This is a genomic window from Citrobacter amalonaticus Y19, assembly GCF_000981805.1.
Lineage (GTDB): Bacteria > Pseudomonadota > Gammaproteobacteria > Enterobacterales > Enterobacteriaceae > Citrobacter_A > Citrobacter_A amalonaticus_C.
Genome location: NZ_CP011132.1, coordinates 419660 through 434098 on the forward strand (window position 1 = coordinate 419660; position 14439 = coordinate 434098).

Annotated in this window: 14 protein-coding genes; 4 read left to right on the forward strand and 10 right to left on the reverse strand. The window is 53.3% G+C overall.

What is annotated here, in order from left to right:
* Positions 1 to 789 carry a dimethyl sulfoxide reductase anchor subunit family protein gene (locus F384_RS01860; protein ID WP_046476231.1) on the forward strand — a complete coding sequence of 263 codons (789 nt, stop codon included), beginning with the start codon at positions 1 to 3 and terminating at the stop codon, positions 787 to 789.
* 128 nt (positions 790 to 917) lie between these two features.
* Here F384_RS01860 and yajL read toward each other — a convergent pair whose 3' ends face one another.
* Both yajL and panE read right to left on the reverse strand, forming a co-directional pair.
* Complete coding sequence (gene yajL / locus F384_RS01865) at positions 918 to 1508, reverse strand: protein deglycase YajL (RefSeq protein WP_046476234.1); 591 nt, start codon at positions 1506 to 1508, stop codon at positions 918 to 920.
* A complete protein-coding gene (panE, locus tag F384_RS01870; protein WP_046476237.1) occupies positions 1471 to 2382 on the reverse strand; it encodes a 2-dehydropantoate 2-reductase in 912 nt (303 codons plus the stop codon). The genes yajL and panE overlap by 38 nt, the downstream gene beginning before the upstream one ends.
* A gap of 113 nt (positions 2383 to 2495) precedes the next feature.
* Here panE and F384_RS01875 point away from each other — a divergent pair, with 113 nt between their 5' ends.
* Positions 2496 to 2987, forward strand: coding sequence for a YajQ family cyclic di-GMP-binding protein (locus F384_RS01875; RefSeq protein WP_046476239.1), 492 nt, complete (start codon positions 2496 to 2498; stop codon positions 2985 to 2987).
* Between the two features lie 36 nt (positions 2988 to 3023).
* Here F384_RS01875 and F384_RS01880 read toward each other — a convergent pair whose 3' ends face one another.
* The 8 genes from F384_RS01880 to F384_RS01915 all read right to left on the reverse strand — a co-directional run bounded on the left by F384_RS01880 (position 3024) and on the right by F384_RS01915 (position 11964).
* Complete coding sequence (locus F384_RS01880) at positions 3024 to 4388, reverse strand: MFS transporter (protein ID WP_046476241.1); 1365 nt, start codon at positions 4386 to 4388, stop codon at positions 3024 to 3026.
* A 221-nt stretch (positions 4389 to 4609) separates the two neighbouring features.
* On the reverse strand, positions 4610 to 5500 hold the full coding sequence (gene cyoE / locus F384_RS01885; protein ID WP_080949857.1) for a heme o synthase: 891 nt from the start codon (positions 5498 to 5500) through the stop codon (positions 4610 to 4612).
* Between the two features lie 11 nt (positions 5501 to 5511).
* Positions 5512 to 5841, reverse strand: a complete 330-nt coding sequence (locus F384_RS01890; RefSeq protein WP_046476245.1) for a cytochrome o ubiquinol oxidase subunit IV — start codon at positions 5839 to 5841, stop codon at positions 5512 to 5514.
* Positions 5841 to 6455 carry a cytochrome o ubiquinol oxidase subunit III gene (locus tag F384_RS01895; protein WP_046476247.1) on the reverse strand — a complete coding sequence of 205 codons (615 nt, stop codon included), beginning with the start codon at positions 6453 to 6455 and terminating at the stop codon, positions 5841 to 5843. Before F384_RS01895 ends, F384_RS01890 begins: the two co-directional genes overlap by 1 nt.
* Positions 6445 to 8436 (reverse strand): cytochrome o ubiquinol oxidase subunit I, encoded by a 1992-nt coding sequence (cyoB, locus tag F384_RS01900; protein ID WP_046476250.1) that lies wholly within the window; start codon positions 8434 to 8436, stop codon positions 6445 to 6447. Before cyoB ends, F384_RS01895 begins: the two co-directional genes overlap by 11 nt.
* A gap of 11 nt (positions 8437 to 8447) precedes the next feature.
* On the reverse strand, positions 8448 to 9404 hold the full coding sequence (gene cyoA / locus F384_RS01905; RefSeq protein ID WP_046476253.1) for a cytochrome o ubiquinol oxidase subunit II: 957 nt from the start codon (positions 9402 to 9404) through the stop codon (positions 8448 to 8450).
* A gap of 460 nt (positions 9405 to 9864) precedes the next feature.
* Positions 9865 to 11340: a muropeptide MFS transporter AmpG gene (ampG, locus tag F384_RS01910; RefSeq protein ID WP_046497607.1), complete on the reverse strand. Its 1476-nt coding sequence runs from the start codon at positions 11338 to 11340 to the stop codon at positions 9865 to 9867.
* Positions 11341 to 11385: 45 nt separating this feature from the next.
* On the reverse strand, positions 11386 to 11964 hold the full coding sequence (locus F384_RS01915) for a lipoprotein (protein ID WP_046476255.1): 579 nt from the start codon (positions 11962 to 11964) through the stop codon (positions 11386 to 11388).
* 307 nt (positions 11965 to 12271) lie between these two features.
* Here F384_RS01915 and bolA point away from each other — a divergent pair, with 307 nt between their 5' ends.
* Together bolA and tig are read left to right on the forward strand one after the other, a co-directional pair.
* Positions 12272 to 12589, forward strand: coding sequence for a transcriptional regulator BolA (gene bolA / locus F384_RS01920; protein WP_042324511.1), 318 nt, complete (start codon positions 12272 to 12274; stop codon positions 12587 to 12589).
* A gap of 341 nt (positions 12590 to 12930) precedes the next feature.
* Positions 12931 to 14229, forward strand: a complete 1299-nt coding sequence (gene tig / locus F384_RS01925; protein ID WP_046476258.1) for a trigger factor — start codon at positions 12931 to 12933, stop codon at positions 14227 to 14229.
* Positions 14230 to 14439: the final 210 nt, after the last annotated feature.

Genomic DNA, 14439 nt, shown 5'->3' on the forward strand with positions numbered 1-14439 from the left:
ATGGAACACTATGAATTGCCATTGGTCTTCTTTACCGTCTTCGCCCAGTGGGGTATTGGCGGTGTGCTGGCGCTTACCCTGTGTCAGTCTGGCCGTAAGCGGAAGTTCAGCGCCGTGCAGTACCGCATGCTGGCGCTGCGGTTCTGGATCATCACCGTGCTGGGTTCCTGTGCGTCACTGGCGCATCTGGGATCGCCGGAAGGCGCTTACCGCGCCCTTGCCGGGTTGGAGATCTCCTGGCTCAGTCGGGAAGTGGTCGCGTTTATCGCGCTTAATGGCGTGATGTTTTGTTGGCTACTGTTGTGCTGGTTCAAGCCCGTACATCGTGGGGTGATCCTGCTGGGTGGGGTAACGGCGCTGGTGGGGCTGGGCACCATTCTGGTGACCTCTCAGGTTTATTACCAGATGCCGCTGCACCCGCTCTGGCACAACGCCGCGACACCTGTCGCTTTTCTGGGGACGGCGTTTCTGACGGGATTTATGAGTGTCGCCATCGCCAGAGCTTACTGGCACCTTTCACCTTCGATGGTCTGTCATGGGGGAATTGTGATGGGCATTGTGCTGAGTGCTGGCGCGCTGGGTCTGCGCTATCAGGTTTCGGTCGCCGATGCGTCCAGCCCGTTGCTCTGGTGGCAACTGTTCGCCAGCGTATGTGTCGCGGTGTGGGGGATATCGCGTCTGAATAGCGGGATGCGCAGTTGGCTATGGGTGGCATTAATCATCACGGGAGAACTGGCCGGCAGAATGCTGTTTTACAGCAATGTGATGAGTTCCGCGCCCTGGTTCTGAATGATTTGTCGGGAGGCGATTCCAGGCCGGATAAGCGCAGCGTCATCAGGCAGTAACACAACGATGATGCCGGATGGCGACGCTAAAGCAACTTATCCGGCCTGCAGACTGACAAGCGTTGCGTCAGCTTACTCGTAGTAATTATAAATGCCTGCCGCCATCACCAGTTGTGAGGCGACTTCATGGGCTTTCTCGCGCCCAACCAGCAGGTCGATAATCTTTAAACCAAAATCGATGGAGGTGCCCGGGGCCTGACTGGTGAGTAATTTCACCCGTGGGTCCCACACCACGCGTCTATCCTGCCACTGCTCAGCGGGAATTTTGTCTTTCAGCGCCGGAAAACCGGTCATGTTGCCGACAGGGAAAATGTCGTGCGGCACGAGTACGGTGGCAGCCGCCGCGCAAATGGCAGCGACAATCCGTCCGGAACGGTGAAACTGCTTAACGGTTTCGACCAGCAGCGGACTGTCGCGAAAACATTCGGCGCCTTTAATGCCGCCCGGCAGGATGATGATGTCGTAGTCGCCATCGGCCACGGCAACCAGCGGCGCATCCGCCAGCAGTTTTACGCCGCGTGAGCAGACGATGGTCAGACTGCCATCGCTGGCAACGCTCGCGGTGGTCACGCTAATCCCGCCACGAACCAGCAGATCGATAGTGGTGACGGCTTCGGTCTCTTCACTACCAGGGGCGAGGCATACCAGTGCTTGAGCGCTCATACTCACTCTCCTTTCGTTTGACTAATTCAAACAGGCGGCTATTCTCCGGCACCGCGATCCCGTGGGCACGGGCGCGTTTCAGCAGGTATCCGGTAATGTAGTCTATCTCGGTATGGCGCAGAGCCTGGATGTCCTGCAACATGGATGAGATATTTTCTGCCGTACTGTCAATGACTTGCTCAACATAATAACGTAAATCGTCGACCGATGTATGGTGACCTTCGCGCTCAATAACCGCCGCAACTTCCTGGCAAATCAGATTGACCTCTTCAGGATGGTTACGCAGTTCGCCATTCGGGCAGTTCCACAGTGCGGTCAGAGGATTGATCACGCAGTTCACCGCCAGCTTGCGCCACATCTCGGCGCGAATATTGTTATGCCAGGCGACGTCGGGGAGTACGCATTGCAAGAGATCGGCAAGATAGCTGAAATCGCCATCCTGCTCACGCGCCGGGCCAATATGCGTAGTGCCGTTCGCGACATGGATAATGACATTGCCATCACGCCGTGCTGCGTGGGTGGTCGTGCCCATCAGCAGCGGTTGGTGGATGTTTCGCAGTTCTTCAATCGTTCCCATGCCGTTATGAATCAACAGGATGGGCGTTGTTTCTGGCAGCGTCGACGCCAGTGCTTTGACCGCGTCGGAAACCTGCCATGCTTTCAGCGTCACCAGGAGCAGATCGCTGGTGGCTAAAAACTCCGGATCGTTTGCCGTCAGGGATTCGTTAAAAATCGACCCATCCGTCTCAATCACATTCACGCTGCAATAGGGCTGCGGAACGCGCAGCCAACCTTGTACTTCATGTCCCTGTTTGCACAGCGCCGAAAGCCATAATTGTCCTAAGGCTCCGCATCCCAGTACGGTAATTTTCATTCTTCCTCCTCACCCGCAACAGCACCAGGTGTTTGCTAGCATAGTATAGCGCTGTCTGTTGAGAGACTTTGCAGGTATTATGCTTCGCATCAAAAATGAAGGGAGAGGAAAAGATGCCATCTTTCGATATTGTTTCTGAAGTTGATCTTCACGAAGCGCGTAACGGCGTGGATAACGCCATTCGTGAAGTTGAGTCACGCTTTGATTTTCGCGGCGTTGAAGCGACATTTGAGCTCAACGATGCCAATAAAACGATCAAAGTGTTGAGCGAATCCGATTTCCAGGTCAACCAGTTACTGGACATTCTGCGTGCCAAACTGCTTAAACGTGGCATTGAAGGGACGTCACTCGATGTGCCGGAAGAGTTCGTTCACAGCGGGAAAACCTGGTTTGTGGAAGCGAAACTGAAGCAGGGCATTGAGAGCGCGGTGCAGAAGAAAATCGTTAAGCTGATTAAAGACAGCAAACTGAAGGTGCAGGCGCAGATTCAGGGCGAAGAGATTCGCGTGACCGGGAAATCCCGTGATGACCTCCAGTCCGTGATGGCGCTGGTACGCGGCGGCGATTTGGGACAGCCGTTCCAGTTTAAAAACTTCCGCGATTAATCTTTCACGGTCCGGTTTTCCGGACCGTTTTCCTTTTTACGCCTGGCTGATGGCCTGCTCAACCTCAAAGCGGTTGGTCACTTTGCTGTCGATCTTCACGTAAGCGGAATGTTCCCGTTGTGCAATCAACACTTCACTGACGCCTTTTGTTGCCAGCAAACGCTGTTTGAGCACATCATCGGCCGCAATCTCCGGCGGAATAACTACCCGCAGGCTGCTGACATACGGCGGCTCTTTCATGGTGCTGGCGACAGCAAGCCAGGCAGCGGCTAAAAACGCGCCGGCAAGAAAAACGGTCTGTCCGTCAAACATGCCGTCAACCCAGCCGCCCAGCGATCCCCCCAGCGCGACGCCGAGGAACTGACTGGTGGAATAAACACCCATTGCCGTCCCTTTGTAGCCTGCCGGCGACTCCTTGCTGATGAGCGACGGGAGGAGCGCTTCCATCAGGTTGAAGGCGAGGAAGAACAGTTGCACACCAATAATCAGTTCCCAGAAATGGGCGCCCGCGCCCCAGAGAACAATCTCGGCAATTAGAATCAGCGCCACACAGAACAGGAACACCCGTTTCATCCGGCGCTTCACTTCGGCGTAGATAATGAACGGCACGACCGAGCCAAACGAAATCAGCATGGTCACCAGATACACTTTCCAGTGCTCCGCCGCCGGCAGACCGGCATCAGCAAGCTGGCCGGGCAGGGCAACAAAGGTGGACATCAGCAGAATGTGCAGACACATGATACCGAAGTTGAGCTTCAGCAGTTTCGGTTCCGCCAGTACCTTACTGAAACTGCCTTTGACCATCCCCGATTCGCGATTGAGCACGTGGTTGGCGCTGTCGGGCACGACCCACAGCGTCAGGACAATCCCAAGTGTCGCCAGAACTGCAATCATCCAGAAGAGGGCGTTAAGTCCCAGGGCGTGGGTAATGATCGGCCCGAGCACCATCGCGATCGCGAAGGTAATGCCAAAGCTCACGCCAATAAACGCCATCGCCTTCGTGCGGTTTTGCTCGCGGGTCAAGTCTGACAGCAGCGCCATTACCGCGGCGGCGATGGCACCCGACCCCTGTAACGCACGACCAAGAATAATGCCCCAGATGGAGTCCGACAGCGCGGCAATGATGCTGCCGAGGATAAACACGGCGAGTCCGCCGACAATCAGCGGTTTGCGACCGATACGGTCGGAAAGCAGCCCAAAAGGGATCTGAAAAATGGCCTGCGCCAGACCATAGATACCGATAGCGAGGCCAATTAAGGCTTCGCTGGCACCCTGTAACGCCATGCCGTATGTGGTCAGAACCGGCAGGACCATAAACATGCCAAGCATGCGCAGAGAAAATACGGTCCCTAAACCCCAGGTGGCGCGCAACTCACCCGGCGTCATTTTATAATCGTTCATTCCCACCTCTGTCTTAATTTCGCGCCTAGTGTAAAGCGCTAAGCAGGCGGGGTAAACATGCGCTTTATTAACAAATGTTGGGGGTGTGAGTGGCGTCGGCTAGAGACGAAAATGCCGGATGACGATACTAACGTATCTTATCCGGCCTACGAGCAATATGCTTTTTTGTAGGCCGGATAAGGCGTCAGCCGCCATCCGGCATAGAAGATGTGACGATTAACTTACCAGACGTAGGTCAGCAGATGGTGTGAATCTGGCACCATAAAGTCGACGGACATCATCACGCTGAGCGCGGTAATGGCGATGATGGAGAAGCCGAACAGCTTGCGCGCCCAGACTCTGTCATCTTCCACTTTGTAACCACGCAGCGCCATGCCAAGCCACCAGACGCTTACCGCCGCTGCAACGATCAGGTATTTGTAACCTGCGTAGCCGCCAAGGGTCAGCATCAGGGTAGCGATAGCGAATGCTACGATGTACAGCGTGATGTGGTTTTTGGCGACCGAAATGCCTTTCACCACCGGCAGAACCGGGATGTTAGCCGCCTGATAATCCTTAAAGCGGAAAATCGCGATGGCATAAGAGTGCGGCATCTGCCACAGGCTGAAAATTGCCAGCAGAATCAGCGCGCCGCTGTCGAATTCACCGGTTACCGCGCAGTAGCCGATCACCGGCGGCGCCGCGCCGGAGAGAGAGCCGATCAGCGTCCCGTAGACCGAGTGGCGTTTCATATACAGGCTGTAAACGCCCACATAAACCACAAAGCCCATCACGCCCAGCCAGCAGGCCAGAGGATTCGCGCCAAACCACAGCAGCATGAAGCCAGCAATACCCAGCAGGGTGGCGTATACCAGCGAGACACCAGGAGAGATCAGTCCCTTAACCAGCACTCGGTTTTTGGTCCTTTCCATCTTCCTGTCGATATCCCTGTCGATGTAGTTGTTAAATACACAACCCGACGCCACGACCAGTGACACTCCGATCAACGTGTAGATGAACAAGGGATAGTCGATGCTGCCTTTCGAGGCCAGCAGGAAACCCCCGATCACCGAGATCAGGTTGCCAAAGATGATGCCTGGTTTCGTTACTTGCAGGTATTGCTTAAACATCATAACCGCCGCTCTTAGTGCATCATCATATTGTAGTTGAGGTTCCACATGATCCAGATGGAACCGACAACCAGGATGGCGATGATCAGCACGGTAAAGACAAAAGCCGTCATGTTCCAGCCTTCATCAGACTTGGTGTTCATGTGCAGGAAGCACACCAGATGCACCAGAATCTGCACCACTGCCATTGCCAGGATAGTCCCCAGAATTACGGCCGGAGAGGCAGCACCCGTCATCACCATCCAGAACGGAATGACCGTCAGGATGATAGACAGGATAAACCCTGTCATGTAGGTTTTTACGCTGCCATGGGACGCGCCGCTATGTTCGGTAGAATGACTCATTACATCGCCCCCATCAGATAAACAACAGTGAACACACAGATCCACACCACATCCAGGAAGTGCCAGAACAGGCTCAGGCACATGATGCGGGTGCGGTTGGTGCTGGTCAGGCCGCGACGGGCGACTTGCACCATCAGCACGGCCATCCAGATAAGACCGGAAGTGACGTGCAGACCGTGGGTGCCGACCAGCGCAAAGAACCCGGACAGGAAGCCGCTGCGATCCGGACCCATACCGTTAACAATCAGGTGATGGAATTCATAGAGTTCCATCCCGATGAATCCGGCACCGAACAAGAAGGTCAACGCCAGCCAGGAGACCACCTGGCTTTTGTTGTTCTTGTGCATGGCGATCGCCGCCATGCCGTAGGTGATGGAGCTGAACAACAGCAGGAAAGTTTCAACCAGAACGAACGGCAGTTCGAAAATGTCCTTACCTGTCGGGCCGCCTGCGGTGCCGTTCACCAGAACGGCATAGGTTGCGAACAGAATAGAGAACAGAATGCAGTCGCTCATCAGGTAGATCCAGAATCCGAAGATTTTGGTCTGGCCTGCGTCGTGGTGCCCGTGTTCGTGCGCGTGGGCAGTCGCGTGCGCTAAAGTATCAGTTGCCATTTTTCAGCCCTGCCTTAGAAATCTCATCGAAATGCTGGTTTTCCAGTTTTTCGACTTCCGGGACTGGTACGTAGTAGTCCACGTCCTCGTCAAAGCTTTTCACAATCCAGCTAATGATCATGCCTGCGAAGCCTGCGATCGCCAGCCACCAGATATGCCAGATCATGGCGAAACCGAAGACGGTGGAGAACGCGGCAATCACAATGCCCGCACCGCTGTTTTTCGGCATATGAATTTCTTCATAATGCGCAGGCTGTTTGTACGCATCACCTTTCTCTTTCATTTCCCAGAAGGCATCACGCTCGTGAATGTGCGGCACAATGGCAAAGTTGTAGAACGGCGGCGGAGAAGAGGTTGCCCACTCCAGCGTACGACCCCCCCACGGGTCACCGGTCAGGTCACGGTTCTGTTCGCGGTCGCGAATAGAGACGAAGATCTGAATCAGCTGGCACAGGATACCCAGTGCAATCAGCGCGGCGCCGCAGGCGGCAACAACCAGCATCGGGTGGAACTGTGGGTCAATCTGCTGGCTGAGACGACGGGTCATCCCCATGAAGCCCAGCACGTACAGCGGCATAAATGCCACGAAGAAACCGATGATCCACAACCAGAATGCGCGTTTACCCCAGGTTTCGTTCAGCGTGAAGCCAAACGCTTTTGGCCACCAGTAGGTCATACCGGCGAAGCACCCGAAGACCACACCGCCGATGATGACGTTATGGAAGTGCGCAATCAGGAACAGACTGTTGTGCAACACGAAGTCCGCGCCCGGAACCGCCAGCAGAACGCCGGTCATCCCGCCGACTGAGAAGGTCACGATGAAGCCAATCGTCCACAGCATGGCGGAGTGGAAAACGATGCGGCCCTGATACATGGTGAACAGCCAGTTGAAAATCTTCACCCCGGTTGGGATGGCGATAATCATGGTGGTAATACCGAAGAAGGCGTTTACGTTCGCGCCAGCACCCATAGTGAAGAAGTGGTGCAGCCAAACGATGAACGACAGAACGGTAATGCAGATGGTTGCCCACACCAGCGAGGTATAACCAAACAGACGTTTACGTGAGAAGGTCGCCGCGATTTCGGAGAACACCCCGAACACCGGCAGAACCAGAATGTACACTTCCGGATGGCCCCAGGCCCAAATCAGGTTGATGTACATCATCATGTTGCCGCCCATATCGTTGGTAAAGAAATGGGTGCCCAGATAGCGATCCAGGGTCAGCAACGCGACGGTAACCGTCAGGATAGGGAACGACGCGATAATCAGGATGTTCGCGCACAGTGATGCCCAGGTAAATACCGGCATCTTGAACATGGTCATGCCCGGCGCACGCATCTTGATAATGGTGACGAAGAAGTTGATCCCCGTCAGCGTTGTCCCGATACCGGAGAGCTGAAGCGCCCAAATCCAGTAATCGACCCCGACGCCCGGACTGTACTCGATTCCCGAGAGTGGCGGATAGGCCAGCCAACCGGTCTGTGCGAACTCACCTACGCCCAGAGACAGGTTAACCAGGATAACGCCGACAACGGTGAACCAGAAGCTCAGGTTATTCAGGAACGGGAACGCAACGTCACGTGCACCGATCTGCAGCGGAACCACCAGGTTCATCAGACCGATAACGAACGGCATTGCGACGAAGAAGATCATGATCACGCCGTGAGCCGTGAAGATCTGGTCGTAGTGGTGAGGCGGCAGGAAGCCCGCTTCACCCGCAGAGGCCAGCGCCTGCTGACTACGCATCATGATGGCGTCGGCAAAGCCACGCAGCAGCATCACGATAGCGACGATGACATACATGATGCCAAGACGCTTGTGGTCAACGGACGTGAGCCACTCTTTCCACAGGTAGGTCCATTTACCGAAGTAAGTGATCACGGCTAATAAAGCCAGACCCCCGACGATAATGGCAGCGATCGTAACCATGACGATAGGTTCATGGAACGGGACTGCATCCAGTGTTAATTTTCCGAACATCGTTTTCTTCCTCAGCCCCTTGAGTTGGCGGCTTCCGCGTGGCTCATGTCCATGCCTTCCATCCCTTCGTGCGAGCTGTGCTCACCTTCCGGTTGGGTCATGTCCATGCTCTGACCGTGAGCCATAAATTTGTTAATAACGTCTTTAAACAAATCGGGTTTCACGTTGGAGAAATATTCCACCTGGTTGTATTCGCTTGGCGCAGCCACTTTCTCGAACGCAGCCATGTCGCTCATGGTGTTCGGTGACTGTTTCGCTTTAGCAACCCACTGGTCGAATGCGGCGCGGTCCTCTGTTGCGATAGCCTTGAATTTCATACCGGAAAAGCCAGGTCCGCTATAGCTTGCGGAGATACCATCATAAGTACCGGCTTCATTGGCGATCAGATGCAGTCGAGTCTGCATACCGGCCATGGCATAAATCTGGCTACCCAGACGCGGGATGAAGAAGGAGTTCATCACGGAGTTGGAGGTCACTTTGAAGTAAACCGGAGTGTTCGCCGGGAAGGCGATTTCATTCACGGTAGCAATGCCCTGTTCCGGGTAGATGAAGAACCATTTCCAGTCCATGGAAACCACTTCGATGGTAATGGGCTTCTCGTCATGCGCCAGCGGCTTGCTTGGCTCAAGAGCGTGAGTGGTTTTCCAGGTCAGTACGGCAAGGAAAATAATGATTAAGATAGGCACCGTCCAGACCACTGCTTCCACTTTATTGGAGTGTGACCAGTTCGGGCTATACTTCGCATCTTTATTGCTTGCACGGTACTTCCAGGCAAAACCTACAGCCATCAAGATTGCAGGAATAACGACGATCAACATCAGGCCAAATGCCGTCAGTATCAGCGAACGTTGCTCCAGTCCAATCTGTCCTTTGGGATCTAACAGCGCAGAATTACAGCCACTGAGTAATGCAGTGCCTGCAATTAATGACATCCATCCCAAACTTTTATTGTATTTCCTGAGTCTCATTTAACGACCTCAATTCCACGGGACCTGGTGGCGTTTAAAGTGTGTGGGCATTTTACGGGAAGGTTACATTACTGTAAACATCATTGGATCCGTGTTACCGGGTTCTGCCGCCCGTGTCACATATGTTGCAAGATATGTCGCTGCTGCATTAAGAACCTGTTGCAACATCACGTTATAACGAAAGGGGACGCCAGGGAGGTGAGAGGAGGGCAATTGGTATAACCAATGTGAAAATAAAACAATTGTTTAACAATTGATTATCAATAAAGAGACAAATTAAATACAAAATATAAATGTGTTCAGGCTGAATCGAGTAAGGAAAATAAAACCTATAAAAGGCGTCAATAATTTCCAGATTCTATTGCGCACAAAACAACAAATATTATTTTTTTTCAATTGCTGTTTATTTAGCCGATATAATTACGCAGAGTGATTACAACGGCTAAATAAGCGCGGCAATTTACACCAGTCGCGTTTTGCGCAGCGCCAGATAGTCGAGCACTCCGCCAAACACGATGCCGACAATGGCGACAGTCACCGCGACTTCCAGCAGTCCGGAGAGGAAGGAGAAGTTAGTGAAGTCCATCGCGTTCATCGACAGGAGCAGCAGCCAGACGGCGAGCAACGCACATCCTGCCATCAGGATCCATAATGCCAGACTGTAGGCCGAACGGAACTCCGTACGCGGCAGGAAACTTTCGTTTTGTCGCGTGTATTCCAGCGTTTGCCGGCACACCAACAGCAATAGCAGTCCCGGAACGGCAGCCGCAACCGAGAAAAGATAAAACGTCGACCAGCCGTGGGCTTCGACAAACCAACCGGCAACCGGGCCAACATAGACGCGTCCCACGGCAGAAAGCGCCGATAACAGAGCGAACTGGGTGGCGGAAAACGACTTATTACACAGCGTCATCAGCAACGCGACAAACGCCGACGTGCCCATTCCCCCGCACAGGTTTTCGAAAAATACCGCGGCAGCCATGCTGAACATGTGTTTGTCAGTCACCGAAAGGAGCCAGTATCCGGTGTTAGAGATGCCCTGCAGGATGCCGAAAAGCAGCAACGCGCGAAACAGCGTCAAACGTTGCATCAATACCCCGCCGTACAGCGCGCCAATAATGGTGGCAATCAATCCCAGCGTTTTATTGACGACGCCGACTTCACCGGCGTCGAAGCCAACGCCACGAATCAAAAAGGTGGTGGTCAGGGTCATCGCGAAGGCATCACCCAGCTTATAAAGGATGATGAGCAGCAAAATCAGCCAGGCGTTGTTGCGACCGAAGAAATCGCGCAGCGGGGCGGCCACCGCCTGTTCCAGCGTTTTTGGCACCGGTATGCTGTCGGTCGGTTCGGGGGCGAGCAGCGTGGAAATAATGCAGGGGATCAGAAACGCCGCCATCAGCCAGTACATGCCCTGCCAGCCGAGCCAGCGGTCGGCCATCCACAGTGCCAGTCCACCGGACACCAGCATCCCGAGACGGTAGCCGAGCACGCTGATCGCCGCACCGGTTCCGCGTTCTTCTGCAGCTAAGACGTCCGTTTTCCAGGCGTCAAACACGATGTCCTGCGAGGCAGAACAAAAGGCAATCACTACCGCCAGCGCCGCCATCCAGCGTAACTGGGTTCCCGGCTCCAGAAAGCCCATTGCGGCGATGGAAATCAGTAAGAGACATTGTGTCGTCAGTAACCATCCGCGCCGACGGCCTAAAAAGGGCGGCGTGTAACGGTCCATAACCGGGGACCAGAGAAACTTAAAGACATAAGCCTGCCCGACCAGCGAAAAGAAACCGATGGTTTTCAGGTCGATATTTTCGACGGTCATCCACGCCTGAAGCGTACCGGAGGTGAGTGCGAGCGGCAGACCGGAGGCAAAGCCTAGCATCAGCAAGATGGCTGATTTCGGTTGCTGAAAAATGCGTAAGTAATGATTGGGCATGGGCATGAAAACTGACCCGGCGAGGTGCCGGGTCAGTAGACAGAATTAACGCGCGTTTTGCTTGATGAAATCGTGGACGCTGGTGTCCTGAGACATGTCAGCGATAGTGTCGGTCAGGACGCTGTTAACCGCGTTGGCGATATTCTTGTTGGTGGCCTGGAAAGCCCCTTCAACAGAGTAGCTGGCACGGTAGTTTTTGGTCATCTTGTTGCCATTCGCTGCGGTGGCGATGATAGCGATATCCGCTTTGGTCGCAATGTTGTAGCGAACGTTGCCCTGAGACACATCGGCATACAGCTGGTTGACGATAATCTGCAGGTTGACCGCACCGTTCGGGCCTACCATATAACCGCGGGAGGTCATCTGTTTTTCCAGTACTTCCTGTAGCAAGAAGCGCAGATCGCGAGAAGCGGTCAGCGTGACCAGTTGATTGTCACGGGTCACTTTCGCCAGCGCCTGGTCCTGACGCTGATCGGCGCCGTTGATGCTGACGGTCACACCCATCAGACTGGGATCCTGCTGCGGAAGCGTGATTTTAGGCGAAACGTCAATCGTCGTTGGCGGTGTCGCACAGCCTGCCAGCATGAAAAGCGCGATTAACGGGAAGAGGATTTTTTTTAACATGTTCGTGCTCTCAGTAACTCTTAATCATATGGATAGAGAATAATTCCCGCCATCATAACATCGCCAACGGCGAGGGGAAGTGGGTAACGTATGTAAATTCATCATGTTGTCCAAATAAAGAGGTAACAAGGATCAAATTCGGGGTTTATGCCATCCACCAATGGGTTGAATCAGTAAACTTCATCGGGTTGGCGCTGAAAATCAGACGAAGGCTAAATTTTTGTTGTAATGGTGTAATGGAACCGGTAAAAGCGGCTAATATTTAAAGGGATGGGTGACATCTCAGCGACGTTTGAGGAGATATATCATGATGATACGTGAGCAAATAGAAGAAAAATTAAGGGCAGCGTTCCAACCCGTGTTCCTCGAAGTTGTGGATGAAAGCTATCGTCACAATGTCCCGGCCGGTTCAGAAAGCCACTTTAAAGTCGTTCTGGTTAGCGATCGCTTTACCGGCGAGCGTTTTTTGAATCGTCATCGGATGATCTACGGTACGTTAACCGCAGAACTGTCCACAACGGTCCATGCGCTGGCCTTGCATACCTATACCATTAAAGAATGGGAAGGGTTGCAGGATACGATCTTTGCGTCGCCGCCTTGTCGTGGTGCGGGAAGCATCGCTTAAAAACGCATTTGCAACCGCTGGCGCTTTTCCAGTATGTTGCTAAAGATTGTATGAAAACGGCCTGCGGGCCGTTTTGTTTTGTCTGAATTTTGCACTGGTCAGACCCTTTTCAGGGCAAAAATAGCCGGGAATTGTGAAAAATGCCGCAGCAACGCGCAATAACCGTTCTCGACTCATAAAAGTGATGCCGCTATAATGCCGCGTCTTATTTGAATGTCTTCGGGATGATTCTGACGACAGGGAATGTGATTGATTAAGAGAACATCCCGGTTCCGCGAAGCTAATAATCTGTGCTTGCGGAGTAGAGTTGACCGAGCACTGTGATTTTTTGAGGTAACAAGATGCAAGTTTCAGTTGAAACCACTCAAGGCCTTGGCCGCCGTGTAACGATTACTATCGCTGCTGACAGCATCGAGACCGCTGTTAAAAGCGAGCTGGTCAACGTCGCGAAGAAAGTGCGTATTGACGGCTTCCGTAAAGGCAAAGTACCGATGAATGTTGTTGCTCAGCGTTATGGCGCGTCAGTTCGCCAGGACGTTCTGGGTGACCTGATGAGCCGCAACTTCGTTGATGCCATCATTAAAGAAAAAATCAATCCAGCTGGCGCACCGAACTACGTTCCGGGCGAATACAAACTGGGTGAAGACTTCACTTACGCGGTAGAATTCGAAGTCTATCCGGAAGTTGAACTGACCGGTCTGGACACAATCGAAGTTGAAAAACCGGTTGTTGACGTGACTGACGCCGATGTTGACGTGATGCTCGACACCCTGCGTAAGCAGCAGGCGACCTGGAAAGATAAAGACGGCGCTGCCGATGCAGAAGACCGCGTCACCCTCGACTTCACCGGTTCTGTAGACGGCGAAGAGTTCGAAGGCGGCAAAGCGTCTGATTTCGTACTGGCGATGGGTCAGGGTCGTATGATCCCGGGCTTTGAAGACGGTATCAAAGGTCACAAAGCTGGCGAAGAATTCACTATCGACGTGACCTTCCCGGAAGACTACCACGCTGAAAACCTGAAAGGTAAAGCGGCGAAATTCGCCATCAACCTGAAGAAAGTGGAAGAGCGTGAGCTGCCGGAACTGACAGAAGAATTCATCAAACGTTTCGGCGTTGAAGATGGTTCTGTTGCCGGTCTGCGTGCTGAAGTGCGTAAAAACATGGAACGCGAGCTGAAAGGCGCCGTGCGTAACCGTGTTAAAACTCAGGCCATCGACGGTCTGGTGAAAGCGAACGACATCGACGTTCCTGCTGCTCTGATCGACAGCGAAATCGACGTTCTGCGTCGTCAGGCTGCTCAGCGTTTCGGCGGTAACGAGAAACAAGCTCTGGAACTGCCGCGTGAACTGTTCGAAGAACAGGCTAAGCGTCGCGTAGTGGTTGGTCTGCTGCTGGGCGAAGTGATTCGTACCAACGAACTGAAAGCGGATGAAGATCGCGTGAAAGGCCTGATCGAAGAGATGGCTTCTGCTTACGAAGATCCGAAAGAAGTGATCGAGTTCTACAGCAAAAATAAAGAGCTGATGGACAACATGCGTAACGTCGCTCTGGAAGAACAGGCTGTTGAAGCAGTTCTGGCGAAAGCGAAAGTGACTGAAAAAGCCACGACCTTCAATGAGCTGATGAACCAGCAGGCGTAATTGCGCTTAATCGCGCGAAATTCGCACAAAGGCCCGTCACCGTGAGGTGGCGGGCCTTTTTTTTGTCACGACTTTTGCATGGAAGAGTGCGAAAAAGCGTTTTTCGGTGTTAGCGTTAAAGCAAAAGATTGTTATGCTTGAATTATGGCGATGCCGTACCCATAACAGAGGGACTAGCTGATAATCCGTCCATAAGGTTACAATCGGTAC